A 26,436-nucleotide genomic window follows, 5' to 3' on the forward strand; every position below is an offset into this window, starting at 1 on the left:
GACGCTACAAACCAAATGTGGGAGCGAGCCAGTTCGCTCCCACATTGGTTTGTAGTGTTGTTTAGAGCTCAACCCGCCATCGTCAACCGGTTGCGCCCCTCGCGCTTGGCGACATACAACGCACTGTCAGCCCGTCGCAACAAGCTCTCGGCAGACTCACCCGGCAGCAGGGTCGAACATCCGAGGCTGACGGTCAGTTCTACTGCATTGCCATCCGCCCGATAGTCCTGAGCCTGAGCCGCCGCCCGCAGCCGTTCGCCGACCATGGCGGCAGCTTCTCGAGTGGTGTTGGACAGCAGGATCAGAAACTCTTCGCCGCCAAACCGGAATACCATGTCGACATTGCGCAACTGGTTTTTGATCGCCGTGGCGACGGCCTTGAGTACGTCATCGCCGGCGTTGTGGCCATAACTGTCGTTTACGTTTTTGAAGTGGTCGATGTCCAGCATCAGCAGGGACAGAGGCATCAAGTGGCGTCGCGACATCTCGATTTCGCGTTCCAGGGTCTGATCCATGGCGATGCGGTTGCCGGTATCGGTCAATGGGTCACGCAACGCGCTTTGCGTCGCCGCCCGGTAAAGCAGGGCATTGCGCATCGGGAACAGCAGTGCCGACAGCAACGACTCCAGATTGCCTTGATCAAGCTCGCTGAATCGCTGATTGCGGCGGAAGACCAGTTCACCCAGCTGCTCGCCTTCATGGCTGAGGCTGTAACTGACCGAGTGATGGCCGCGCTGACCGAACTCCAGGCGCAAGTCACTGGCCTGATGCCGATAGTTCAAGGCATCCAGTGGCACCAGGCGCTGAACTTCGCGGAAGAAAAGTCCGAGAATGCGTTGTGGCTCGAGGCTGGTTTGCAACTGCTGACCCAGTTGCTGGCGCAATAGCGCAAGGCTGACGGGGCGTTCCAGAAGAGGAGGTTGCTGACCAAATCCCAGGCGTTGCAATTTGGCGCTATCGAAGTCAATTGCGTTGGTCTGGGAAGGTGATTTCATATGGCTGAGCCCCTAAGCGGTAAAGCTGTCTTACAGGCTGGGTGAGAGCGGCTTTGGGCTGCGCGTCATACTGGTCCATCAGTCCCGTGGGACAGTTGGCGCAAGTTTAGTCTGCTTTGCCGAAGATTAGTAACCTATCGACTTGAGAGCCCGCCTGTCTGCTTTCACACTGCGTGTCTGAGCAAATTTAGAGCGAAAGTCGTGCCATTCGGTTCATTCGAATAAAAAACTATAAAAACCATAGGGTTGAGTTTGATTTTGAGTTTTTTTAACGAAAAGGGGCGGCGGTTGTTTGACTGGGAGGGGGGGTAGTTACGACTCACTTTGAGTGCCGCGCCGGAAAATCGGCACGGCACAAAAGCGACGCACGGTGTTACTGGGCGTTGAACGCCTGGCCGTTGATGCCAGTGCTGTCCGGTCCCATCAGGTAGAGGTAGACCGGCATGATCTCCTCCGGGGTCGGGTTGTTTAGCGGGTTTTCCCCTGGGTAAGCCTGGGCCCGCATGCTGGTGCGCGTGGCGCCCGGGTTGATGCTGTTGGAGCGGACTGGGGCCACGGTGTCCACTTCGTCGGCCAGGGTTTGCATCAGGCCTTCGGTGGCAAATTTGGACACGCCATAAGCGCCCCAGTACGCGCGGCCCTTGCGCCCGACACTGCTGGAGGTAAACACCACCGAGGCGTCTTGCGACAACTTGAGCAATGGCAACAGGGTGCTGGTGAGCATGAACATGGCGTTGACGTTGACTTGCATGACGCGCATGAAGTTTTCGCCGGACAGTTGTTCGATCGGCGTGCGGGGGCCGATGATCGATGCGTTGTGCAACAAGCCGTCGAGATGGCCGAATTCGGTCTCGATCATCGCCGCCAGTTCATCGTACTGGTGGGGCAGGGCGGTTTCCAGGTTGAACGGGATCACCGCCGGCTGTGGATGCCCGGCTGCTTCGATTTCGTCATACACCTGAGTCAGGTTGGCTTCGGTCTTGCCCAGCAGCAGGACAGTGGCGCCATGCGCTGCGTAGGTTTTCGCAGCCGCCGCGCCGATGCCGCGGCCGGCACCGGTGACCAGAATGACCCGGTCCTTGAGCAATTCGGGGCGAGCGGAATAATCAAACATAAGAAAACCTCAACAAATAAGAAAGCAGACCTGTAGGAGCAGCACTTGCCAGCGATGGCGTTTCGGAATCGCTATCGCCGCAAGACCGAGCTCCTGCAATCAGCAGCTACAGAGGGCGCTATCGAGTACCTTGCGCAACTCCAGCGGGTGATCAACCACCACGTCCGCACCCCAGTGACGCGGGTTGTCGTCGGGGTGAATGTAGCCGTAGGTCACCGCAGCGGTCTTGGTCCCGGCGTCACGCCCTGATTCGATATCGCGCAGGTCATCGCCGACAAACAACACGCTGGCCGGGTCCAGGTCGAGCATTTTGCACGCCAGAATCAACGGCTCCGGATCTGGCTTGCTGTTCTTCACGTGGTCCGGGCAGATCAGCAGCGCGGAACGCTCGGCCAGTCCCAGTTGCTGCATGATCGGCTCGGCAAAACGCAGCGGCTTGTTGGTCACCACGCCCCAGATCAGGTTGGACTGCTCGATGTCGGCCAGCAATTCGCCCATGCCGTCGAAGAGCTTGCTGTGCACCGCGCACCCGGCCAGATAACGCTCAAGGAACTCGAGTCGCAGCTCTTCAAAGCCTGGCGACTCCGGGTCCATCGAGAAGGTCACGGCGACCATCGCCTTGGCGCCGCCGGAGATCTCGTCACGGATGTGCTTGTCATTCATTGACGGCAAGCCGCGATCGGCGCGCATTGCCTGGCAGATGGCAATAAAGTCCGGCGCGGTGTCGAGCAGCGTGCCGTCCATGTCAAAAAGGACTGCTCTGATACGCATCGGCTTACTCCTCGCGCAGGGTCTGGATCATGTAGTTGACGTCCACGTCGGCCGCCAGTTTGTAGTGCTTGGTCAGCGGGTTGTAAGTCAGGCCGATGATGTCCTTGACGGTCAGGCCGGCCATGCGGCTCCAGGCGCCGAGCTCGGAAGGGCGGATGAATTTCTTGAAATCGTGTGTGCCGCGCGGCAGCAGCTTCATGATGTATTCCGCGCCGACGATGGCGAACAGGTACGCCTTCGGATTACGGTTGATGGTGGAGAAGAACACTTGGCCGCCGGGCTTGACCATACGGAAGCAGGCGCGAATGACCGACGACGGATCGGGTACGTGCTCAAGCATTTCCAGGCAGGTGACGACGTCGAACTGCTCCGGCATTTCCTCGGCGAGACCTTCGGCCGTGATCTGTCGGTATTCGACGTTCACACCCGACTCCAGTTGATGCAACTGCGCAACCGCAAGCGGTGCTTCGCCCATGTCGATGCCCATGACTGTGGCGCCGCGCTGGGCCATGGCCTCGCTCAGGATCCCGCCGCCGCAACCGACGTCCAGCACCTTCTTGCCGGCCAGATTGACGCGTTCGTCAATCCAGTTGACCCGCAGCGGGTTGATGTCGTGAAGCGGCTTGAACTCGCTTTCACGGTCCCACCAGCGATGGGCCAGGGCTTCGAATTTGGCGATTTCGGCGTAGTCGACGTTGCTCATGGTTCAGTCCTCTAAAACTTGAAAAATCCTGTTGCCCCGGTTTTCTGGTCCGGGGATCTTACGATTCGGTGCGGCCACTGATGCGCTGGCCCCAGGCCCTGGCAGTGGCGCCTAACTGTTCTTCATCGAGGCGGGTCAGGCGTCGGTCATCAAGCAGCTGCTTGCCGGCGACCCACAGGTGCTTCACGCAGTCCCGGCCGGTGGCATAGATCAGTTGTGAAACCGGGTCGTAGACCGGCTGCTGCGCCAAGCCGGAGAGGTCAAACGCGACGATGTCTGCCGCTTTGCCGATTTCCAGCGAGCCGGTTTCAGCCTCGATCCCCAGCGCGCGGGCGCCATTGAGCGTGGCCATGCGCAAGGCGCGATGAGCATCCAGCGCGGTGGCCGAGCCGGCGACGGCCTTGGCCAGCAACGCAGCGGTGCGGGTTTCGCCCAACAGGTCCAGGTCATTGTTACTGGCGGCGCCGTCGGTGCCGACGGCCACATTGACGCCGGCCTGCCACAAGCGCTCGACCGGGCAAAATCCGCTGGCCAGCTTGAGGTTGGATTCCGGGCAATGAATCACATTGGTGTTGCTTTCTACCAGCATCACCAGGTCTTCATCGCTGATCTGGGTCATGTGAACGGCCTGGAAGCGCGGCCCGAGCAAGCCCAGGCGGCCAAGGCGAGCCAGCGGGCGTTCACCGCGCTGCTCGACCGATTGCTGCACTTCGAAGGCGGTTTCATGGACGTGCATGTGGATCGAGGCGTCCAGCTCTTCGGCAATCACCCGGATTTTCTCCAGGTTTTCATCGCCCACGGTGTAAGGCGCATGGGGGCCGAAGGTGATTTTGATGCGTTCGTGGTGCTTGAGATCGCCAAACAATTCCACGCCCTGACGAATGGCTTCGTCCGCCGTGCTGGCGCCCGGGATCGGGAAATCGAGGATCGGAATGGCGATTTGCGCGCGTATACCGCTGTTGTGCACGCGCTCGCTGGCAACCTTCGGGAAGAAATACATGTCAGAGAAGCAGGTGATGCCACCTTTGATCTGCTCGGCGATGGCCAGGTCCGTGCCATCCCGTACGAAGGCTTCATCGACCCATTTGGCTTCGGCCGGCCAGATGTGGTTTTCCAGCCAGGTCATCAGCGGCAGGTCATCGGCCAGGCCACGAAACAGAGTCATGGCGGCGTGACCGTGGGCATTGATCAGGCCGGGGCTGAGCAGCATGTCCGGCAACTCGCGGACTTCAGTTGCATTAAGCTTCAGCGCAGTCGAGCGTGGGCCGATAAATACGATGCGTCCGTCACGGATGCCCAGGCCATGCTCTTTGAGGACAACACCAGCGGGTTCGACGGGTACCAGCCAGGTCGGCAGCAATAACAGGTCGAGCGCAGCGGCAGTGTTCGGCATCGAGGGTCGGTTCCAGTGCTTTTGTAAAGGATGGCGAAGTATACCCGAGCGTCTTCGCGGGGGGCTCGCTATAATCGGCGGCTTTTGTGCTTGAGTGCGGGGTGTGGGATGCGCGATCGACTGTTGGCTGCGGAGAAAGTGAAGGCCATCGATTGGCGTGATGGCGCCCTGTACCTGCTGGATCAGCGTGTTTTGCCCTTCGAAGAAACCTGGATTGCCTACACCAGTGCAGCCGGTGTGGCCGAGGCCATTCGTTCGATGGTGGTGCGCGGTGCGCCAGCGATTGGCATCAGCGCGGCGTATGCCATGGTGCTGTCGGCCCGCGCCCGGATTGCCGAGGGCGGTGACTGGCAGGCTGCGTGGGAAGAGGATTACGCGGTACTGGCCGATTCCCGTCCGACCGCGGTGAATCTGTTCTGGGCCCTGAGTCGCATGCGCGACCGCCTGGATCGTCTCAAGGAAGACGCAGACCCACTGGCGGCGCTGGAGGCCGAGGCTGTCGCCATTCATGAAAGTGATCGCGAAGCCAATCTGACTATGGCCCAGTTGGGTGTGGACTTGATTCGCAAGCACCAGGGTAATGCTCAGGCAATCCTGACCCACTGCAACACCGGTGCACTGGCCACCGGCGGCTTCGGCACGGCGCTGGGCGTAATTCGTGGGGCCTTTATCGAGGGTATGGTCGAGCGGGTTTACGCCGATGAAACCAGGCCGTGGCTGCAAGGTTCGCGTCTGACCGCGTGGGAGTTGGCCAATGAAGGCATTCCCGTGACCCTCAATGCCGACTCCGCCGCCGCGCACATCATGAAAACCAAAGGTGTGACCTGGGTGATCGTCGGCGCCGACCGCATCACGGCCAATGGCGATGTGGCGAACAAGATCGGCACCTACCAGCTGGCGGTCAGCGCCATGCACCATGGTGTGCGCTTCATGGTGGTGGCGCCGAGCTCGACCATCGACATGAACCTGGCCAGTGGCGATGAAATTCCTATCGAAGAGCGCGATGGCCGCGAGTTGCTGGAGGTTGGGGGCAAGCGGATCGGGGCGGATGTCGATGCGTTCAACCCGGTGTTCGACGTGACCCCGGCGGACTTGATCGACGTGATCGTTACAGAGAAGGGCATTGTCGAGCGTCCGGATACGGCGAAGATGGCGCAGTTGATGTGCCGTAAGCGACTGCACTGATAATTTCTGGCGTCTGAGAGGTTGCCATCGCGAGCAGGCTCACTCCTACAAGGGATTTGTGATCAGCGCAGACCCGGTGTAGGAGTGAGCCTGCTCGCGACGAGGCCCTGACAACCAGCAAATACGCTTCATTCCCCTCCGAAATTTTCCTCTAAGCCCCTCTCGTCTCCCTCAAGCCTGTCACCGGTCAACTAACTATGCTCCATGCGCGTCTGGGGGATAGGTGCGTGGCGGCTCTTGTGATAACATCCGGCGTTTTCCGAGGCAGCCCCACGGGGTTGTCTTTACTGCGCAAATCCATGGTTCATCTTGTTGATTTGTCGTAAGTCGGTGTATGGCACTCAGCCTGCAGCGGCGAGCTTCGTTCGTCCCATATGGATGTGACGAAGTTTCACCAGAAAAAGGAATCGAGCTTCTCATGGGCGAACTGGCCAAAGAAATCCTCCCGGTCAATATCGAAGACGAGCTGAAGCAGTCCTACCTCGACTACGCGATGAGCGTAATTGTCGGGCGGGCCCTGCCGGATGCGCGCGATGGCTTGAAGCCCGTGCACCGGCGTGTGCTGTTCGCGATGAGCGAGCTGGGCAACGACTTCAACAAGCCGTACAAGAAATCTGCCCGTGTTGTCGGTGACGTCATCGGTAAGTATCACCCGCACGGTGATACCGCGGTGTACGACACCATCGTCCGCATGGCGCAGCCGTTCTCGCTGCGTTACCTGCTGGTAGACGGTCAAGGCAACTTCGGTTCGGTGGACGGCGACAACGCCGCGGCCATGCGATACACCGAAGTGCGCATGACCAAGCTGGCGCACGAGCTGCTGGCTGACCTGCACAAAGAAACCGTGGACTGGGTGCCGAACTACGACGGCACCGAAATGATCCCGGCGGTCATGCCGACCCGTATTCCCAACCTGCTGGTCAACGGCTCCAGCGGTATCGCCGTGGGCATGGCGACCAACATTCCGCCACACAACCTCGGCGAAGTCATCGATGGTTGCCTGGCCCTCATCGACAACCCTGAGTTGACCATCGATGAGCTGATGCAATACATCCCCGGTCCGGACTTCCCGACCGCCGCGATCATCAACGGTCGCGCCGGCATCATCGAAGCCTACCGCACCGGTCGCGGCCGCATTTACATGCGCGCCCGCTCGACAATCGAGGACATCGACAAGGTCGGTGGCCGTCAGCAGATCGTCATTACCGAACTCCCTTACCAGCTCAACAAGGCCCGTCTGATCGAGAAGATCGCCGAGCTGGTCAAAGAGAAGAAGCTTGAAGGCATCACCGAGCTGCGCGACGAGTCCGACAAGGACGGTATGCGCGTCGTGATCGAACTGCGTCGCGGCGAAGTGCCTGAGGTGATCCTCAACAACCTCTACGCCCAGACCCAGTTGCAAGCGGTGTTCGGTATCAACATCGTCGCGCTGATCGACGGCCGTCCACGGATCCTGAACCTCAAGGACCTGCTGGAAGCCTTCGTTCGTCACCGTCGCGAAGTCGTTACCCGCCGTACCGTGTTCGAACTGCGTAAAGCCCGCGAACGCGGTCACATCCTGGAAGGTCAAGCAGTTGCCCTGTCGAACATCGACCCGGTCATTGCCCTGATCAAGGCCTCGCCAACGCCGTCGGAAGCCAAGGAAGCGCTGATCAGCACGGCCTGGGAATCTTCCGCCGTAGTGGCCATGGTTGAGCGTGCCGGTGCCGACTCATGCCGTCCGGAGACCCTGGACCCGCAATACGGTCTGCGCGACGGCAAGTACTTCCTGTCGCCAGAGCAGGCGCAAGCCATTCTGGAGCTGCGTCTGCACCGTCTGACCGGTCTGGAACACGAAAAACTGCTGGCTGAATATCAAGAGATTCTCAACCAGATCGGCGAGCTGATCCGCATCCTCAGCAGCGCCACGCGCCTGATGGAAGTGATCCGCGAAGAACTGGAAGTGATCCGCGCCGAATACGGCGATGTGCGTCGCACCGAGATTCTCGATGCCCGTCTCGACCTGACCCTGGGTGACATGATCCCGGAAGAAGAGCGCGTCGTGACCATCTCCCACGGTGGCTATGCCAAGACCCAGCCATTGGCTGCGTACCAGGCTCAGCGCCGTGGCGGTAAAGGCAAATCGGCGACCGGCGTTAAGGATGAGGACTACATCGCTCACCTGCTGGTCGCCAACAGCCACACCACGCTGCTGCTGTTCTCCAGCAAGGGCAAAGTGTATTGGTTGAAAACCTACGAAATTCCGGAAGCGTCCCGCGCTGCCCGAGGTCGTCCGCTGGTCAACCTGCTGCCGCTGGACAGTGATGAATACATCACCACCATGCTGCCGGTCGAGGAATACACCGAAGGTCACTTCATCTTCATGGCAACCGCCAAAGGCACCGTGAAGAAGACCCCGCTGGAATCCTTCAGTCGTCAACGCAGCGTTGGTCTGATCGCCCTTGAGCTGGACAAAGGTGATGTACTGATTTCTGCCGCCATCACCGATGGCGAGCGCGAAGTGATGCTGTTCTCCGACGGCGGCAAGGTCACTCGCTTCAAGGAAACCGACGTTCGCGCCATGGGCCGTACCGCTCGCGGTGTCCGTGGTATGCGTCTGCCGGAAGGCCAGAAGCTGATTTCCATGCTGATCCCGGAAGAAGGCAGCCAGATCCTTACCGCTTCGGCGCGTGGTTTCGGCAAGCGTACGGCGATCACCGAGTTCCCTGAATACAAGCGTGGCGGTCAGGGCGTAATCGCCATGGTCAGCAACGACCGTAACGGCCGTCTGGTCGGCGCGGTCCAGGTGCTCGATGGCGAGGAAATCATGCTGATTTCCGACCAGGGCACTCTGGTTCGTACCCGTGTCGACGAAGTGTCCAGCCTCGGTCGTAACACCCAGGGCGTGACCCTGATCAAGCTGGCCAGCGATGAAACATTGGTCGGTCTGGAGCGGGTTCAGGAGCCATCGGAAGTCGAAGGTGAAGAGCTGGAAGGTGAAGAGGGTGCAGAGTTCATCGGCGAAGTCGTGATCGACGACGTTGTTGATGATCAGCAACTCGATGCCGCCGCTGACGAAGAGCCACAAGAGTAAGCGAACAAACAGGGGGCGGATGAGAATTCGCCCCCTTGTTGTTTGTCCCGTATGAAAATATCGACACCCATGGAGTCCCTTGTAGGAGTGAGCCAGCTCCGGGCGGCGTTCCGACGATGCAGGCGCCGCGGTATGTCTGACACATCGCGGTGATGCAATCGCGAGCAGGCTCACTCCTACAAAAGCTGTGCTTCAGTAGGGACTCTGTGTCGATTGATGTTGTGATTTATTGCGTGATTACCACCAAATCAGAGCGAGATTGGATGTGAGCAAGAGAGCCTATAACTTCTGTGCCGGTCCTGCGGCACTTCCCGAAGCTGTCCTGCAGCGCGCCCAGGGTGAACTCCTTGACTGGCACGGCAAGGGCCTGTCGGTCATGGAAATGAGCCATCGCAGTGAAGAGTTCGTGTCCATCGCCACCAAGGCCGAGCAGGATCTGCGTGATCTGCTGAATATCCCTTCGAACTATAAAGTGCTGTTTCTGCAAGGCGGCGCGAGCCAGCAATTTGCTCAGATTCCTCTGAACCTGTTGCCGGAAAACGGTACTGCCGACTATATCGACACCGGTATCTGGTCGCAAAAAGCCATCGAAGAAGCTTCGCGCTACGGCAACGTGAATGTCGCCGCGACCGCCAAGCCTTACGACTATTTCGCTATTCCCGGTCAGAACGAATGGAACCTGTCGAAAGACGCGGCCTACGTTCACTACGCGCCGAACGAAACCATCGGCGGTCTGGAATTCCAGTGGATTCCGGAAACTGGTGATGTTCCGCTGGTGGCCGACATGTCCTCGGACATCCTGTCGCGTCCAGTCGATGTTTCGCGCTTCGGCATGATCTACGCTGGCGCCCAGAAAAACATCGGCCCGAGCGGCATCGTCGTCAACATCGTTCGCGAAGACCTGCTGGGTCACGCCCGTTCCCTGTGCCCGACCATGCTCAACTACAAGGTCGCGGCCGATAACGGCTCGATGTACAACACCCCGCCAACCCTGGCCTGGTACTTGTCCGGCCTGGTGTTCGAGTGGCTGAAAGAGCAGGGTGGTGTTGAAGCCATCGGCAAGCTCAATGAAGTGAAGCAGCGCACGCTGTATGAATTCATCGACGCCAGCGGCTTGTACAGCAACCCGATCAACAAGTCCGACCGCTCATGGATGAACGTGCCGTTCCGCTTGGCTGACGATCGTCTGGACAAGCCGTTCCTGGCCGGTGCCGACGAGCGTGGTCTTTTGAACCTCAAGGGCCACCGTTCCGTGGGTGGCATGCGCGCCTCCATCTATAACGCCGTCGACATCGTTGCGGTCAACGCACTGGTTTCGTACATGGCAGAGTTCGAGAAGGAACACGGCTAATGTCTGAGCAAGAACTCAAGGCACTGCGCCTGCGCATTGATGCCCTGGACGAGAAAGTCCTGGAGCTGATCAGTGAGCGCGCACGCTGCGCCCAGGAAGTTGCGCGAGTAAAGATGGCCTCGCTGGCCGAAGGCGAAGTGCCGGTGTTCTATCGTCCTGAGCGTGAAGCCCAGGTGCTCAAACGCGTGATGGAGCGTAACCAGGGGCCACTGGGCAATGAAGAGATGGCGCGGTTGTTCCGCGAAATCATGTCTTCGTGCCTGGCGCTCGAGCAGCCGCTGAAAGTGGCGTACCTCGGCCCTGAAGGCACCTTCACCCAAGCTGCGGCCATGAAACACTTCGGCCACGCGGTGATCAGCAAGCCAATGGCGGCGATCGACGAAGTGTTCCGCGAAGTAGCGGCTGGTGCTGTGAACTTTGGCGTGGTTCCGGTGGAAAACTCCACCGAGGGCGCGGTCAACCACACGCTGGACAGCTTCCTCGAACACGACATGGTGATCTGTGGCGAAGTCGAGCTGCGTATTCACCATCATTTGTTGGTCGGTGAAAACACCAAGACCGACAGCATCAGTCGCATCTATTCCCATGCCCAATCGCTGGCCCAGTGCCGCAAGTGGCTGGACGCACACTACCCGAATGTCGAGCGCGTGGCGGTGTCCAGCAACGCCGAAGCGGCCAAGCGGGTTAAAGGTGAGTGGAACTCGGCGGCGATTGCCGGCGACATGGCCGCTGGTCTGTACGGGTTGACCCGTCTGGCCGAGAAAATCGAGGATCGCCCGGATAACTCCACGCGATTCCTGATGATCGGCAGCCAGGAAGTGCCGCCGACCGGGGACGACAAGACCTCGATCATCGTCTCCATGAGCAACAAACCGGGCGCGCTTCACGAGTTGCTGGTGCCATTCCATGACAACGGTATCGACCTGACGCGCATTGAAACGCGTCCGTCGCGCAGTGGTAAATGGACCTACGTGTTCTTCATCGACTTTGTCGGTCACCACCGCGATCCATTGGTTAAAGGTGTGCTGGAAAAGATCAGTCAGGAAGCGGTGGCACTCAAAGTGCTGGGTTCCTACCCGAAAGCAGTTCTCTAAGGGGTAGCAAATGAGTGATGACTTCCTCGCCCTGGCACAGCCGGGCGTGCAACAACTTTCGCCGTATGTCCCGGGCAAGCCTGTGGATGAACTGGCGCGCGAGCTGGACCTTGATCCGGTGACCATCGTCAAACTGGCCAGTAATGAAAACCCGTTGGGCGCGAGTCCCAAGGCGCTGACGGCGATTCAGAATGCACTGGCTGAGCTGACCCGTTATCCGGACGGCAACGGTTTTGCGCTCAAGACCCTGTTGGCCGAACAATGCCGTGTCGAACTGAATCAAGTGACGCTGGGCAATGGCTCCAATGACATTCTGGAGCTGGTCGCGCGCGCCTATCTGGCGCCGGGCCTCAATGCCGTGTTCAGCGAGCACGCGTTTGCGGTCTATCCGATTGTGACCCAGGCCGTCGGTGCCCAGGCCAAAGTGATTCCGGCCAAGGACTGGGGGCATGACCTGTCGGGTATGCTGGCGGCGATCGATGCCAATACTCGCGTTGTCTTCATTGCCAACCCGAACAATCCGACCGGGACCTGGTTCGATGCCGAGGCACTGGACGAATTCCTGCAGGATGTTCCGGCGCATGTGCTGGTGGTGCTGGACGAGGCCTACATCGAATACGCCGAGGGCAGCGACTTGCCGGATGGCCTTGATTACCTGGCGGCTTATCCGAACCTGCTGGTTTCGCGCACGTTCTCCAAGGCTTATGGCCTGGCAGCGTTGCGGGTCGGCTATGGCTTGTCCACTGCTGTGGTCGCGGACGTACTGAACCGTGTGCGTCAGCCGTTCAACGTTAACAGTCTGGCCTTGGCCGCAGCATGCGCTGCGCTGCAAGATGTCGACTACCTGGCTGAAAGCCGTCGCCTGAACGAGTCCGGCATGCTGCAACTGGAAGCCGGTTTTCGTGAATTGGGGTTGAGCTGGATCCCGTCCAAGGGCAACTTCATTTGTGTTGATCTCGGTCGCGTTGCTGCACCGGTGTTTCAGGGCTTGTTGCGCGAAGGCGTGATCGTGCGTCCGGTGGCCAACTACGGCATGCCGAACCACCTGCGCATCACTATCGGTTTGCCGGCGGAAAACAGCCGCTTCCTAGAGGCGCTGACCAAGGTTCTGGCTCGTGGTTGATGTCACTGCACTGCAATCTGCTGCACCTATGATCGGTCGCCTGGTGGTGGTCGGTCTGGGATTGATCGGTGGTTCGTTCGCCAAGGGCATGCGTGAAAGCGGCCTGTGCCGCGAAGTGGTCGGGGTCGATCTCGATCCACAGTCGCGCAAGCTGGCGGTCGAGTTGGGCGTGGTGGATCGCTGCGAAGAAGACCTGGTCGCTGCTTGCCAGGGCGCTGACGTGATTCAACTGGCCATCCCGATCCTGGCCATGGAAAAGATGCTGGCACGCTTGGCGGCAATGGATCTCGGACCGGCGATTCTGACCGACGTCGGTAGCGCCAAAGGCAATGTCGTGCGTGCGGCAACCGAAGCGTTTGGCGGCCTGCCGTCGCGCTTCGTGCCGGGGCATCCGATTGCCGGTTCCGAGCAGAGCGGGGTGGAAGCCTCCAATGCCGAGCTGTTCCGTCGTCATAAAGTGATTCTGACGCCGCTGGATCAAACCGATCCGGCTGCTCTGGCAGTGGTCGACCGCATGTGGCGCGAGTTGGGCGCCGATGTCGAGCACATGCAGGTCGAGCGCCACGATGAAGTGTTGGCGGCGACCAGCCATTTGCCGCACCTGTTGGCGTTCGGTTTGGTCGATTCGTTGGCCAAGCGCAATGAAAACCTTGAGATCTTCCGTTACGCTGCCGGCGGTTTCCGCGATTTCACAAGAATCGCGGGAAGCGACCCGGTCATGTGGCACGACATCTTCCTCGCCAACCGCGAAGCTGTCCTGCGCACACTCGATACATTTCGCAGCGACCTCGACGCCTTGCGCGACGCGGTCGATGCAGGGGATGGGCACCAATTGTTGGGCGTGTTCACTCGCGCCCGGGTTGCCCGCGAGCATTTCAGTAAAATCCTGGCCCGCCGGGCCTATGTGGACGCTATGAACTCCAACGACCTGATTTTCCTGGCACAACCTGGTGGCCGCCTGACTGGGCGGATTCGTGTACCGGGCGATAAATCGATTTCCCACCGTTCGATCATGCTTGGCTCCCTGGCCGAAGGCGTCACCGAAGTTGAAGGTTTCCTTGAGGGCGAAGACGCTCTGGCGACCCTGCAAGCCTTCCGCGACATGGGTGTTGTGATCGAAGGTCCGCACCATGGTCGCGTGACCATTCACGGTGTCGGCCTGCATGGTTTGAAACCGGCACCCGGCCCGATCTATCTGGGTAACTCCGGTACTTCGATGCGTCTGCTGTCTGGCCTGTTGGCTGCGCAGAACTTCGACAGCACTCTGACTGGTGACGCTTCGCTGTCCAAGCGCCCGATGAATCGCGTGGCCAATCCGCTGCGTGAAATGGGTGCCGTGATCGAGACCGCTGCTGAAGGTCGCCCACCGATGATCATTCGAGGCGGCCACAAACTCAAGGGTTTGACCTACACCATGCCGATGGCCAGTGCCCAGGTTAAATCCTGCCTGCTGCTGGCGGGTCTGTACGCTGAAGGCAAGACCACCGTTACCGAGCCTGCCCCGACGCGCGATCACACCGAGCGCATGTTGCAAGGTTTTGGCTATCCGGTCAGTGTCAGCGGTGCGACTGCATCGGTCGAGTCCGGGCACAAGCTGACCGCGACCCACATCGAAGTGCCGGGCGATATCTCGTCCTCCGCGTTCTTCCTGGTGGCCGCCTCGATCGCCGAAGGTTCGGAGCTGGTGCTCGAACACGTCGGCATCAATCCAACCCGTACCGGTGTGATCGACATCCTGCGCCTGATGGGCGGCGATATCACCCTGGAAAACCAGCGTGAAGTCGGCGGTGAACCGGTCGCGGACTTGCGCGTACGTGCAGCTAAACTTAAAGGTATCGAGATTCCCGAGGCTCTGGTGCCACTGGCTATCGACGAATTCCCGGTGCTGTTCGTGGCTGCGGCCTGTGCCGAAGGGCGCACGGTGCTGCGCGGCGCTGAAGAGTTGCGGGTCAAAGAGTCGGACCGGATTCAGGTCATGGCTGATGGGTTGCTGGCGCTGGGCGTCAAATGCGAACCAACCCCGGACGGCATCATCATTGACGGCGGCCAGATCGGCGGCGGCGAAGTTCATGGTCATGGCGATCACCGGATTGCCATGGCGTTCAGCGTTGCATCGCTACGCGCGACGGCGCCGATTCGCATCCATGATTGCGCCAACGTCGCGACGTCGTTCCCGAACTTCCTTGCGCTGTGCGCGCAGGTCGGTATCCGGGTTGCTGAAGAGGCTCAGTCGTGATCAACAAGTCGCCAGTCATTACCATCGATGGCCCGAGCGGTTCCGGTAAAGGCACGATCGCCGGGATTCTGGCGAAACGTCTGGGTTGGAATCTGCTGGATTCCGGTGCGCTGTACCGTTTGCTGGCGTTCGCTGCGCACAATCATGGTGTTGATCTGACCAATGAAGAGTTGCTGAAGGCGCTCGCGGCACATCTGGACGTGCAGTTCATCGCTGCGACGGACGGTCAACTGCAGCGAATCATTCTGGAAGGCGATGAAGTCAGTGATGTGATTCGCACTGAAAGCGTCGGCGCTGGCGCATCCCAGGTCGCTGCATTGCCCGCCGTACGCGAGGCGCTGCTGCAGCGCCAGCGTGCTTTTCAGGAAATGCCGGGGCTGGTAGCCGATGGCCGGGATATGGGTACGGTGGTTTTTCCGGACGCGCCCTTGAAGATATTCCTCACTGCCAGTGCCGAGGAGCGTGCGCGCCGTCGATACTTGCAGTTGAAGGGCAAAGTCGATGGTGTTAGTCTGTCGAGTCTGCTAGATGAGATACGTGTCCGCGATGAGCGTGACACCCAGCGAGCGGTAGCCCCGCTTAAACCGGCGGCTGACGCCATACAGCTGGATTCCACGGAATTATCCATCGATCAGGTGTTGGAACGCATCATGAGCGAGATCGCCATTCGCGATATCGCCGGGTGACCAAGAAGGCCGCGGGGGACCAGTCATAGTCCTGCGGTGGCTTCTTTTAAATGAAACTAACCCATACCGTCTGGGGTGTGGAGATGGGCGTAGTCTTCGCCCTCATCAACAGGAATTAAAATGAGCGAAAGCTTTGCGGAACTCTTTGAAGAAAGCCTAAAAACCCTGAACCTTCAGGCAGGCTCCATCATCACCGGTGTTATCGTTGATATCGATTACCAAGCTCGCTGGGTAACCGTTCACGCTGGCCTGAAGTCTGAAGCACTCATCCCGCTTGAGCAGTTCTACAACGACGCTGGCGAACTGAACATCAACGTCGGTGACGAAGTTCACGTTGCTCTGGACTCGGTTGAAGACGGCTTTGGGGAAACCAAGCTGTCCCGTGAAAAAGCCAAGCGCGCTGAATGCTGGATTGTTCTGGAAGCAGCCTTCGCAGCCGAAGAAGTGGTCAAGGGCGTTATCAACGGTAAGGTTAAAGGCGGCTTCACTGTCGACGTTAACGGCATCCGTGCGTTCCTGCCAGGTTCTCTGGTTGACGTCCGTCCTGTGCGCGATACCACGCACCTGGAAGGCAAAGAGCTGGAATTCAAGGTCATCAAACTCGACCAGAAACGCAACAACGTTGTCGTTTCCCGTCGCAGCGTCCTCGAAGCCGAGAACTCCGCCGAGCGTGAAGCTCTGCTGGAATCCCTGCAGGAAGGTCAGCAAGTCAAAGGTATCGTCAAAAACCTCACCGACTACGGCGCATTCGTCGATCTGGGTGGCGTCGATGGCCTGCTGCACATTACCGACATGGCTTGGAAGCGTATCAAGCATCCTTCCGAAATCGTCAACGTTGGCGACGAGATCGATGTCAAGGTTCTGAAGTACGATCGCGAACGCAATCGTGTTTCCCTGGGCCTGAAGCAACTGGGCGAAGATCCATGGGTTGCTATCAAAGCCCGTTACCCAGAAAGCACTCGCGTTACTGCTCGTGTAACCAACCTGACCGACTACGGCTGCTTCGCTGAGCTGGAAGAAGGCGTTGAAGGCCTGGTGCACGTTTCCGAAATGGACTGGACCAACAAGAACATCCACCCTTCGAAAGTCGTACAAGTCGGCGACGAAGTGGAAGTTATGGTTCTGGACATCGACGAAGAGCGTCGTCGTATCTCCCTCGGCATCAAGCAGTGCAAATCTAACCCATGGGAAGATTTCTCTGGCCAGTTCAACAAGGGCGATAAAATCTCCGGCACCATCAAGTCGATCACCGATTTCGGTATCTTCATTGGTCTGGACGGTGGCATCGACGGTCTGGTTCACCTGTCCGACATCTCCTGGAACGAAGTGGGCGAAGAAGCCGTTCGCCGCTTCAAGAAGGGCGACGAGCTGGACACCGTTATCCTGTCGGTTGACCCAGAGCGCGAGCGTATCTCCCTGGGTATCAAGCAACTGGAAAGCGATCCGTTCTCCGAGTACGTTCAAGAGAACGACAAAGGCGCAATCGTTAAAGGCATCGTGAAAGAAGTTGACGCTAAAGGCGCCATCATCACTCTGGCCGACGATATCGAAGCGACTCTGAAAGCCTCCGAAATCAGCCGTGACCGCGTTGAAGACGCGCGCAACGTTCTGAAAGAAGGCCAGGAAGTAGAAGCCAAGATCATCAGCGTTGACCGCAAGAGCCGTGTAATCCAGCTCTCCATCAAGTCGAAAGACGATGCTGAAGAGAAAGAAGCAATCCAGAGCTTGAAAGACAAGCCTGTTGCTGACGTCGCTGCTGGTCCTACCACTCTGGGCGACCTGTTGCGTGCACAAATGGAAAAACAGAACTAAGTTCTGTCAGACCATAGAAAAAGGGCGACTTCGGTCGCCCTTTTTTGTGCCTGTGATTTGGTGGTCTCGCCGATGCTTTTTGGCTGCAAGGATTGTGAAACCAATATCCCCGAGAAGCTGTCTCTTTCTTTAATCGGATCAATCGTTTGTTTGCAGCTAACCTTTAGCCTGAAGTGAACGACAGTCGGGCAAGCCGCCCGGCATAAGGAAGTGAATGAACAAGCTCATTGTCGTAATAGCAGTACTGACATTGGCGGGTTGTACCACTAATGCCAAGACTCATGTCGTGCGCGGGGTCAGTGGTATTGAGATTGACTGTTCCGGGCTGGGGTCCGGGTGGGAAAAGTGTCGCAAGCGTGCGGACAGGGAGTGTAAGGCGGCAGGGTATAAGGTCGTCGCAAGGTCTGATGACGCCAAGGACGAGGATGAATTCCCTTTTGGTTTCAATCCGGCGGGCTACCTGACGCGGACCATGTTGGTTATCTGTCGCTGAGTGAGGGCTCTATCGGGGAGCCGGGGTTTATATGGCATCCCCGTGGCTTGAAAATATATGTGAAAACTCGGGCTGTTCAAATTCTTTCGAGCATGCTAAAACCTTTGAAGCGCTTTTCCTAGCTGCTTGAAAAAGAAGGGAAAAATATGACGAAGTCGGAGTTGATCGAACGAATTGTCACCCATCAAGGGCTGCTCTCATCCAAGGATGTGGAGCTGGCCATCAAGACCATGCTTGAGCAAATGTCCCAATGTCTGGCCACTGGGGATCGTATCGAGATCCGTGGTTTTGGCAGCTTCTCCTTGCACTACCGTGCACCACGCGTAGGTCGCAATCCAAAAACCGGCCAGTCCGTCAGCCTCGACGGTAAGTTCGTTCCGCATTTCAAACCGGGCAAGGAATTGCGTGATCGGGTCAATGAGGAAGAGGAGGAGGGTTTTGACCTTCATGAATAGAGGATCGGCGCATGCGTAACCTTAAGCGCGTACTGCTCGCGATAGTTGTCCTGTTGCTGGTTTTGGCAGTTCTGGCTTTCATGCTTGAAAATCAGCAATCGGTTTCACTGCTGTTCCTCGGCTGGTCAGTTCCGCAAATGCCAGTATCGCTGGTTATGGTTCTTGCGCTGCTGTTTGGTATGTTGATCGGGCCTATTCTAGGGTGGTTTCTGGGGCGGGCGTCCAGATCTTCCCGCAAGCGTCTTGTCTGATCACGAAACCATAAGGCGCATCAAGAGTTCGCTTCACAGCTTGTCTATATCCATTAGTAAAAGCGTCATTAAGCTGTAAAATGCTGCGTTTGTCCGATATTGGTACTTTCCTGCATCGGTACAGACTGACACTGTCAGAAGCCTCAGCTTAGAAGACGGCTTTTGCATTCATGGATTAGGCAGCGCTCGGTTGACGGCCCTGTCAGTAACTCAAAGGGTGTGTTTTCGCGTGAAAATTCTAGTAACCGGCGGCGCCGGGTTCATCGGCTCGGCAGTCATTCGTCATATCATCTCCAATACTGCCGACTCCGTGGTTAACGTCGATAAGCTGACTTACGCCGGTAACCTCGAGTCATTGGCCGAAGTTAGCCAGAACGAACGCTATGTGTTCGAGCGCGTCGACATCTGCGATCGTGATCAAGTTGACCGCATTCTGCGTGAACACCAACCAGATGCCATCATGCACCTGGCCGCAGAGTCGCACGTTGACCGCTCGATTTCGGGACCATCTGAATTTATCCAGACGAACATCATCGGCACTTACATCCTGCTGGAAGCAGCGCGCCACTACTGGGCTGCACTGGACAATGGGCGCAAAGCCAATTTCCGCTTCCATCATATTTCGACTGACGAAGTCTATGGCGACCTCGACGGCCCAGAAGAGCTCTTCACCGAGACGACGCCGTATCAACCAAGTTCGCCATATTCTGCTAGCAAGGCCAGTTCCGATCACCTGGTTCGCGCCTGGAGCCGCACTTACGGCCTGCCGATCCTGGTCACCAACTGTTCCAACAACTATGGTCCCTATCATTTCCCTGAGAAGCTGGTCCCTCTGATCATTCTCAATGCATTGGAAGGCAAGCCACTGCCGATTTACGGCAAAGGTGACCAGGTTCGTGATTGGCTCTATGTCGAAGATCATGCTCGCGCGTTGTACAAAGTCGTGACCGAGGGTGTTATCGGCGAGACGTACAACATCGGTGGCCACAACGAAAAGCAAAACATCGAGGTGGTGCATGCCCTCTGTGCATTGCTTGACGAGTTGCGTCCTGACTCGACACATCTCCCGCACTCAAGCTTGGTCATTAACGTCCAGGATCGTCCAGGCCACGACCAGCGATACGCAATTGACGCCAGTAAAATTCAGCGCGAATTGGGCTGGTCGCCAAAAGAAACCTTCGAAACCGGTATGCGCAAAACCGTCGAATGGTATCTGGCTAATACCGAGTGGGTGGCGCACGTCAAAAGTGGCAGCTACCAGCAGTGGATTGATCAGAATTACACAGACCGCTCTAACAAGGCATGAAGCACGTTGCAGCGAATGCGCAGCGTCGGCCGTAAATTTCTCTCAATGTTGGTCAGTTGAAGCGCGGAATAGACCTATGCTCAGGGGGTTATTGAACAAATGATCGGAATAAAGCTCAAGGGAAGCGTTCTTGCCTGCTGCTCCGGAACCTGCCGACGTCCGTTAAACTACTAACAATGCCGCGCTTTGCCAGCATCGCAAACCCTGACCGGTTTGTTATTCTAAAGATTGTAATTTTTTCTATTTCAAGGGTTCCAGTATATGCAGATTGATGCCAAAGACTTTGTTGCTGAAGGGCTCGATATACATGCCCTCGTTTTTACGTTATGGCGACAGAAGTTTATAATTTTATGCATGGCTTTGCTGGGAACAATTATTGCGACAACTTATGCTTTTCTTTCCGAGCCAATTTATGAAGCAAAAGCCTTCATCATGCCGCCTACGCAGAATGATATAGAGGGTCTAAATTACGGGCGGAAGAAACTTCCTCCCTTGGCGGTTAAAGATGTTTATCTTGTTTTTCTTAAAAATCTGCAAGCTGAATCTCTTCGTAGGGAGTTTTTCAAGGGTATCTATCTGCCGGCATTAGGAAAAGACAGCGATCCCAAGGGATTGCTGTACGACAAGTTTTCGAAAAAACTGTTGATTTCCGTTGTGGGGAAAGATGCAGCGGATCGCTATTCGATTGTCATTCTCGACGCGGATTCCAGTCAGGCAGCTAAGTGGGTAGGGCAATATGCAGAGAGGGCACAAGAACTGGCGTTACAGGAGATAAATAAAAACATCTCCAGTGAGTTTAATGTGGAAGCCCGAAACCTCAATCAAGAAATCGTTTCGCTCCGGGAAGTAGGGCGAAAGGAAAGGGAAGATACACTTGTCAAACTGAATGAGGCTTTGGTTGTCGCAAAAGCTATCGGTTTGGAAAAGCCGCCTATCGTTAGTGGTGGTTCAAAATCCTCGCTAAATATTGCGGGAAAAATGGATGACGAACTTACCTATATGCGCGGTACGAAAGCGCTGGAAGCCGAAATTGAGAATCTGAAATCCAGGAAATCCGAAGATCCGTTCATTGACAAGTTGCGTGGCCTGGAAACTGATTATAATTTTTATAAGCAGTTGTCGGAAAGGTTTCAGATTGCCAAAACATTCAGAATGGATGGCTCTGTAGAGGTCTCCGGTTCGCCTGTGAAGCCAAAAATCCCGCTTGTTATTTCGATCGGGTTGATCTTGGGATTAATGTTGGGTGTGGTAATTGCGCTAATTCGTAGTTCCCTTTTAAGGGGACAAGATAACAAATAAGAGTGTTAGAAAAAGACGGAGAGAGTATTAATAGTCTTCGTTTATCTGCTTGTTAGTTGTGATATAGGGTTTCTATGCGTGGTGGCATTTAGCCTAGTGGTTTTGTTGGTTTTGACGGTTTTTGCGGCTAAAGGATTCAGTCGGGGAGGCTGCTTAACATCGGTTTCCGGGCAAAAAAGGGCTAAAAAATGTATAATCACGCCCGGTAAATTGATATTTGTAACAATGCTGTGAGGCGCCTAGGATCAGGCGAGAGGGTAGAAAATGAAAGGTATCATTCTGGCTGGCGGCTCGGGAACTCGTTTGTATCCACTGACAAAAGGGGTATCCAAGCAACTGTTGCCCATTTACGACAAGCCTATGATCTTTTACCCGCTTTCTGTCCTCATGTTAGCTGGTATTCGAGACATTCTAATCATCACCACACCAGAAGATCTGGCTGGCTTTAAGCGTCTGCTTGCCGATGGTTCCCAGTTTGGCGTAAGCCTGAGCTATGCAGTACAACCGCAGCCTGATGGTCTGGCGCAGGCATTTCTTATCGGTGAAGAGTTTATTGGCAAGGACCCCGTGTGTTTGGTGCTTGGTGATAACATTTTTTATGGGCAAGGCTTTACGACGATGCTTCAGGCCGTCTCTAAACGCAAAAGTGGCGCCACCGTATTTGGTTATCAAGTGAAAGATCCGGAACGATTCGGTGTGGTTCAGTTTGATGACAGTAAAAAAGCGATCTCGATTGAAGAGAAGCCACTAAAGCCTAAATCGAATTTTGCGGTAACCGGCCTGTATTTTTATGATAACGATGTTGTTGAGTTGGCAAAACAAGTTAAACCCTCGGCGCGCGGTGAGTTAGAAATCACATCGATCAACCAGGCATATCTGGAGCGCGGTGATTTGCATGTTGAGCTTCTCGGACGAGGATTTGCATGGTTGGACACTGGCACCCATGAAAGTTTGCTCGAAGCTTCTCATTTCGTTGAAACAATAGAAAAGCGTCAAGGTTTCAAAATCGCTTGCCTGGAAGAGATTGCGTTCAAGAATAAATGGTTGAGTACTGCGCAGCTTTCTGTAACGGCTGACGAGTTGAAAAAGAATAGCTACGGCCAATACCTGCTCAGCCTGATTGCAGAGCATGATGGGCAGTGATTTTTTTGAAGTTTAAGTTGATTTCTTTCGGGTGATCTATGGCGTACTTGAGCGCAGCACAGCTGGAAAAACTAGGTTTCCGGAAACTTGGAAAAGAAGTAAGAGTTAGTGATAAGGCAAGTATCTATAACCCTGAGTTGATAGAGCTTGGTGATTACACAAGGATTGACGATTTCTGTGTGGTGTCGGGACGGGTAATATTTGGCAAATATAATCATATTACGCCAATGTGCCTCGTGGCGGGTGGTGAGCCCGGGATTGAGTTTGCGGACTTTTGTACGCTGGCCTATGGTGTAAAGATATTCGCTCAATCGGATGACTACAGCGGCGCGACGCTGACTAATTCGTTGATTCCGAAGAAATATAAAGATGAGAAATTTGCCAAGGTTCTACTTGAACGTCATGTAATAGTCGGGGCCGGCGCTACAATAATGCCAGGCACCACAATTAAAGAAGGCTGTTCAATCGGTGCGATGGCGCTGGTGACTAAAAGTACAGATCCTTGGGGGATCTATGTGGGTATACCCGCTGTTCGTGTGAAAGAGCGCAAACAGGATCTTCTGGATTTGGAAAAAAAATTTCTGGGTGAATTAAAATGACAATTCCATTCAATAAACCACCTTATACCGGCAATGAAGACCAGTACGTCATTACTGCTATGCGAAGCGGGAAGATGTCGGGTGATGGCGAGTTCACGCTACGGTGCCAGAGTTGGTTTGAGGAAAAGCTGAACTGCAAGAAAGCGCTGTTGACACCGTCCTGTACTCAGGCGCTGGAAATGGCTGCATTGCTGATTGATATACAGCCTGGCGATGAAGTCATAATGCCCAGCTATACATTCGTCAGCACCGCTAATGCTTTTGTATTGCGCGGCGCGAAAATAGTATTTGTCGATATCCGCGCAGACACGATGAATATTGATGAATCGCTTATCGAAGCCGCAGTAACTGATAAGACGAAAGCCATCGTTCCTGTTCATTATGCGGGTGTTGCATGCGAAATGGATACAATTATGTCCATTGCAAAACGACATAATTTGTTCGTGATCGAAGATGCTGCTCAAGCTATGATGTCTACCTATAAAGGTCAGGCATTAGGCACCATCGGCCATATGGCCGCATATAGTTTTCACGAAACAAAAAACTACACCAGCGGTGGCGAGGGCGGGTTGCTGATTATCAATGATGAGCAATTTGTCGTTCGAGCAGAGATCATTCGCGAAAAGGGTACTAATCGCAGTCTGTTTTTTCGCGGGATGATTGATAAATATACGTGGGTCGATGTGGGAAGTAGCTATCTTCCAGGAGAGCTTCAAGCCGCGTATCTTTTTGGGCAGTTGGAAAAAGCTGAGCAAATCAATAAAGCTCGGCATAATGTTTGGGATTATTACTTCAAGGCCTTGCAAGAAGTCTCCAAAGAGGGGCGCGTTGAAATCCCAAATATACCGGATGATTGCGCTGCCAATGCGCATATGTTTTATATAAAAGTCCGGGATATCGACGTTCGCAGCAAGATTTTGGATATTCTAAAAAAACAGGGCATCGGTGCTGTTTTTCATTACATCCCTCTACATTCTGCACCTGCCGGATTGCGGCTTGGGCGTTTTCATGGCACAGATGTAAATACCACTGTTGAGAGTGAGCGTCTTATTCGCCTGCCAATCTGGTATGGCATGCAAGAGGCGGAAATGGAGCGAGTCGCTACGGCTGTGATCGGTGCGGTAAATGCAACCTTCCAGTAAGGTTGCATTTGGTGCTTCTGACAAAAAGCGTGCGCTCATCAGCGCCGCTTTGACTACCATTGCTCAGGTTTCCAAGATCGGGGTGGGTTTCGCTTTTATTAAACTCATCGCGGTTTACCTTGGCGCCGGAGGTATGGGACAGCTTGGTCACTTCATGAGCGCAGTCACCTTTCTGTCTTTACTGGCGGGTGGAGGGGTTGTTAACGGTCTTATCAAGTATGTAGCTCAATATAAAAAGCAGCCTAAACAGTTGATGAACACAGTTGCAGTGTCAAAGGCTTATTCTTTGATGTTTTGCATACTTATATGTTTGTTTGGTTGCGTGTTTTCCAGGTTTTTATCGGAGTATATTTTTAAAACTCCGGACTATTACTGGATTATTGTTTTTCTTTCTGTCGCTCAATTTGGGTTTGCCTTCACTAATTTAGTGACGGGAGTGACAAATGGGCTGAGGGACACTAAGACGTACGCAATCATTCAGATTGTAGGGAATGTGCTTGTACTGCCCGTAAGCTGGATTCTGATCAAAAATTTTCACCTTGTCGGTGCAGCGCTATCGATGGTGTTTTTTTTCTCGCTCTATACGATCCCGGCGCTGTATTTCTATCGACGGTCAATCTTTTTTAAGTTGCCGATAGGTTTCAAATACGAGTCCAAAGGCTTTAAGCGGCTACTGGCGTTCACGCTGATGGCGATGGTGGGTGCTGTCAGTGTCCCACTGATAGAGATAATAATTCGCGAACAAATAATTGAGCACGTCGGGTTTGTAGCGGCGGGTATCTGGCAAGCCTCGATCAAGCTATCGAGTGCTTATATGGGCTTTTTCACCATTTTTCTTGCCGTATACTTCATGCCGATGGTGTCGGAGAAAGCTGAAGTTTCCCAGATAACGCCCTTGGTTTTGAAGTTTATGAAACTTGTAATGGCGATATTTGTATTGGGTGCGGCAGTTTTTTATATGTTGAGGCAATATCTTATTCCATTATTGCTTTCAGCTGAATTTGTGGATCTTGAAGGTTTAATAAAATATCAGTTGTTGGCTGATTTTTTTCGTGTCACCACTTATGTGATAAGTTTTGTTGTCGTGGCTAAGGCTGCATTGCGAATATATCTAGTAAGTGAGTTGACTCAAGGTTTGATTTTTTGTGGGTTGAGCCTCTTTTCTCTACACAGCGGACTGGGAGTCGAGGGTGTGTTTTTCGCTAACTTGATAATGAATATCGTGTATTTTGTTGTTTCAATTGTCGGGTTTATGATTTATAGATGGAGGAGTGTTTGATGTTGACCGGGAGCGTAGTGGTATCCTGCTATAATCAGGAAGATTATATCGAAGAGTGTCTGGATAGCATACTTTCTCAGGAGATCGACTTTGACTGTGAAATTATAGTCTCGGACGATTGCTCGACTGATCGCACCCAGGAAAGGATTCGTGCTTATTCTGACCGGCATCCGGGTAGACTCAAACTTCTGCTAAGAGATAAGAATGTTGGCGCGGCGTTGAATTATCACGGCGTGCATAAAATGGCATCTGGCGATATCGTTTATCACTTTGATGGTGATGACGTCATGCTGCCGGGGAAACTACAGCGGCAATATGATGTTTTTAAAAATAACGCTGATGTGAACGTAGTGTTCCACAAGGCAGTTTACTTTTCGGATGATCATTCGTATTCGTCAGAAACGCGATATCCAGATGCAGATACCGAGATGGTGTCGTTGATCTCGCTCGAAGAAATGGCTCGCTGGGGCGCTATTGCCGTACACAGTTCATACGCCTATCGAAGGACGTCCAGGCGAGCGGTGATCGATCGTGAATTTATGGAATGGTTTTTTGTTATTGATTCTTTACTTCCCGATAAGAAGGCTGCATATATAAATGCTCCGTTGGTAAGATATAGATGCAATCCGTCAGCAGGGTCGTACTTGTCTACTACAGGCGGAAAGATAAAATCTTATACGATATATCTTAATGATCTGTATGGCTATTTTAACTCCCAGCCGAAATTAAAGGCTGATCTTTACTCTAATTTTCTTGTTACATTTTTAGCGATGGCAAAGTCAACTCGTAAGTGCACTGCCAGGAGTTTGATGTTTCTGGTGCGAAACTTACACTGTTTTCGACTTCAAAAATTTGTTGAGACAATAAACGTCAGGAAACGTGTGGGGCCACAGAGCAAGATCCGGTGACGGATGTGCATTGTGATTCGGGAGT

General features: G+C 54.9%; 23 protein-coding genes. 18 read left to right on the top strand and 5 right to left on the bottom strand.

Annotated elements, in window-relative coordinates:
- Positions 1-68: 68 nt before the first annotated feature.
- The 5 genes from J2X66_RS22920 to J2X66_RS22940 form a co-directional block, all read right to left on the bottom strand.
- A complete protein-coding gene (locus J2X66_RS22920) occupies positions 69-995 on the bottom strand; it encodes a GGDEF domain-containing protein (protein WP_059182366.1) in 927 nt (308 codons plus the stop codon).
- A 373-nt stretch (positions 996-1,368) separates the two neighbouring features.
- Positions 1,369-2,109, bottom strand: a complete 741-nt coding sequence (locus J2X66_RS22925; protein WP_008031809.1) for a YciK family oxidoreductase — start codon at positions 2,107-2,109, stop codon at positions 1,369-1,371.
- 99 nt (positions 2,110-2,208) lie between these two features.
- A complete protein-coding gene (gene mupP, locus J2X66_RS22930; protein ID WP_310268886.1) occupies positions 2,209-2,880 on the bottom strand; it encodes an N-acetylmuramic acid 6-phosphate phosphatase MupP in 672 nt (223 codons plus the stop codon).
- Positions 2,881-2,884: 4 nt separating this feature from the next.
- A complete protein-coding gene (gene ubiG, locus J2X66_RS22935) occupies positions 2,885-3,583 on the bottom strand; it encodes a bifunctional 2-polyprenyl-6-hydroxyphenol methylase/3-demethylubiquinol 3-O-methyltransferase UbiG (RefSeq protein WP_007945809.1) in 699 nt (232 codons plus the stop codon).
- Between the two features lie 58 nt (positions 3,584-3,641).
- Positions 3,642-4,976 carry a TRZ/ATZ family hydrolase gene (locus J2X66_RS22940; RefSeq protein WP_310268889.1) on the bottom strand — a complete coding sequence of 445 codons (1,335 nt, stop codon included), beginning with the start codon at positions 4,974-4,976 and terminating at the stop codon, positions 3,642-3,644.
- A 108-nt stretch (positions 4,977-5,084) separates the two neighbouring features.
- On the opposite strand from J2X66_RS22940, the gene mtnA reads away from it, so the two are divergent.
- The 18 genes from mtnA to J2X66_RS23030 all read left to right on the top strand — a co-directional run bounded on the left by mtnA (position 5,085) and on the right by J2X66_RS23030 (position 26,411).
- Positions 5,085-6,161 carry an S-methyl-5-thioribose-1-phosphate isomerase gene (gene mtnA, locus J2X66_RS22945; protein WP_310268893.1) on the top strand — a complete coding sequence of 359 codons (1,077 nt, stop codon included), beginning with the start codon at positions 5,085-5,087 and terminating at the stop codon, positions 6,159-6,161.
- Positions 6,162-6,579: 418 nt separating this feature from the next.
- Positions 6,580-9,234, top strand: a complete 2,655-nt coding sequence (gene gyrA / locus J2X66_RS22950) for a DNA gyrase subunit A (RefSeq protein ID WP_310268896.1) — start codon at positions 6,580-6,582, stop codon at positions 9,232-9,234.
- Between the two features lie 265 nt (positions 9,235-9,499).
- Complete coding sequence (gene serC / locus J2X66_RS22955; RefSeq protein ID WP_310268899.1) at positions 9,500-10,585, top strand: 3-phosphoserine/phosphohydroxythreonine transaminase; 1,086 nt, start codon at positions 9,500-9,502, stop codon at positions 10,583-10,585.
- Positions 10,585-11,679, top strand: coding sequence for a prephenate dehydratase (gene pheA / locus J2X66_RS22960; protein ID WP_007899727.1), 1,095 nt, complete (start codon positions 10,585-10,587; stop codon positions 11,677-11,679). Before serC ends, pheA begins: the two co-directional genes overlap by 1 nt.
- Before the next feature lie 10 nt (positions 11,680-11,689).
- Entirely contained in the window at positions 11,690-12,802 is a 1,113-nt protein-coding gene (gene hisC / locus J2X66_RS22965) for a histidinol-phosphate transaminase (RefSeq protein WP_310268902.1), read from the top strand.
- Positions 12,803-12,830: 28 nt separating this feature from the next.
- A complete protein-coding gene (locus J2X66_RS22970) occupies positions 12,831-15,038 on the top strand; it encodes a bifunctional prephenate dehydrogenase/3-phosphoshikimate 1-carboxyvinyltransferase (protein WP_310269287.1) in 2,208 nt (735 codons plus the stop codon).
- Positions 15,035-15,724: a (d)CMP kinase gene (cmk, locus tag J2X66_RS22975; RefSeq protein ID WP_027924112.1), complete on the top strand. Its 690-nt coding sequence runs from the start codon at positions 15,035-15,037 to the stop codon at positions 15,722-15,724. The genes J2X66_RS22970 and cmk overlap by 4 nt, the downstream gene beginning before the upstream one ends.
- Positions 15,725-15,844: 120 nt before the next feature.
- A complete protein-coding gene (rpsA, locus tag J2X66_RS22980) occupies positions 15,845-17,536 on the top strand; it encodes a 30S ribosomal protein S1 (protein ID WP_310268904.1) in 1,692 nt (563 codons plus the stop codon).
- 214 nt (positions 17,537-17,750) lie between these two features.
- Positions 17,751-18,029 (top strand): hypothetical protein, encoded by a 279-nt coding sequence (locus J2X66_RS22985; protein ID WP_027924114.1) that lies wholly within the window; start codon positions 17,751-17,753, stop codon positions 18,027-18,029.
- Between the two features lie 146 nt (positions 18,030-18,175).
- Positions 18,176-18,484, top strand: a complete 309-nt coding sequence (ihfB, locus tag J2X66_RS22990) for an integration host factor subunit beta (RefSeq protein WP_310268908.1) — start codon at positions 18,176-18,178, stop codon at positions 18,482-18,484.
- A gap of 11 nt (positions 18,485-18,495) precedes the next feature.
- Positions 18,496-18,735 (top strand): LapA family protein, encoded by a 240-nt coding sequence (locus J2X66_RS22995; RefSeq protein WP_310268911.1) that lies wholly within the window; start codon positions 18,496-18,498, stop codon positions 18,733-18,735.
- Between the two features lie 229 nt (positions 18,736-18,964).
- Positions 18,965-20,041, top strand: coding sequence for a dTDP-glucose 4,6-dehydratase (gene rfbB, locus J2X66_RS23000; RefSeq protein ID WP_310268914.1), 1,077 nt, complete (start codon positions 18,965-18,967; stop codon positions 20,039-20,041).
- Positions 20,042-20,302: 261 nt separating this feature from the next.
- On the top strand, positions 20,303-21,340 hold the full coding sequence (locus tag J2X66_RS23005; protein WP_310268917.1) for a Wzz/FepE/Etk N-terminal domain-containing protein: 1,038 nt from the start codon (positions 20,303-20,305) through the stop codon (positions 21,338-21,340).
- 264 nt (positions 21,341-21,604) lie between these two features.
- Complete coding sequence (gene rfbA / locus J2X66_RS23010; RefSeq protein WP_310268923.1) at positions 21,605-22,483, top strand: glucose-1-phosphate thymidylyltransferase RfbA; 879 nt, start codon at positions 21,605-21,607, stop codon at positions 22,481-22,483.
- 38 nt (positions 22,484-22,521) lie between these two features.
- Positions 22,522-23,082, top strand: a complete 561-nt coding sequence (locus tag J2X66_RS23015) for an acyltransferase (RefSeq protein WP_310268926.1) — start codon at positions 22,522-22,524, stop codon at positions 23,080-23,082.
- Complete coding sequence (rffA, locus tag J2X66_RS23020; RefSeq protein WP_310268928.1) at positions 23,079-24,224, top strand: dTDP-4-amino-4,6-dideoxygalactose transaminase; 1,146 nt, start codon at positions 23,079-23,081, stop codon at positions 24,222-24,224. The genes J2X66_RS23015 and rffA overlap by 4 nt, the downstream gene beginning before the upstream one ends.
- The gene (locus tag J2X66_RS23025; RefSeq protein WP_310268931.1) at positions 24,208-25,503 is read left to right on the top strand and encodes an O-antigen translocase; all 1,296 of its coding nucleotides are present in this window, start codon (positions 24,208-24,210) and stop codon (positions 25,501-25,503) included. Before rffA ends, J2X66_RS23025 begins: the two co-directional genes overlap by 17 nt.
- Entirely contained in the window at positions 25,503-26,411 is a 909-nt protein-coding gene (locus J2X66_RS23030; protein WP_310268934.1) for a glycosyltransferase, read from the top strand. The genes J2X66_RS23025 and J2X66_RS23030 overlap by 1 nt, the downstream gene beginning before the upstream one ends.
- The last annotated feature ends 25 nt before the right edge of the window (positions 26,412-26,436 follow it).

Origin of the sequence: Pseudomonas sp. 3296, from assembly GCF_031456615.1 — a bacterium.
Taxonomy (GTDB): domain Bacteria; phylum Pseudomonadota; class Gammaproteobacteria; order Pseudomonadales; family Pseudomonadaceae; genus Aquipseudomonas; species Aquipseudomonas mucoides.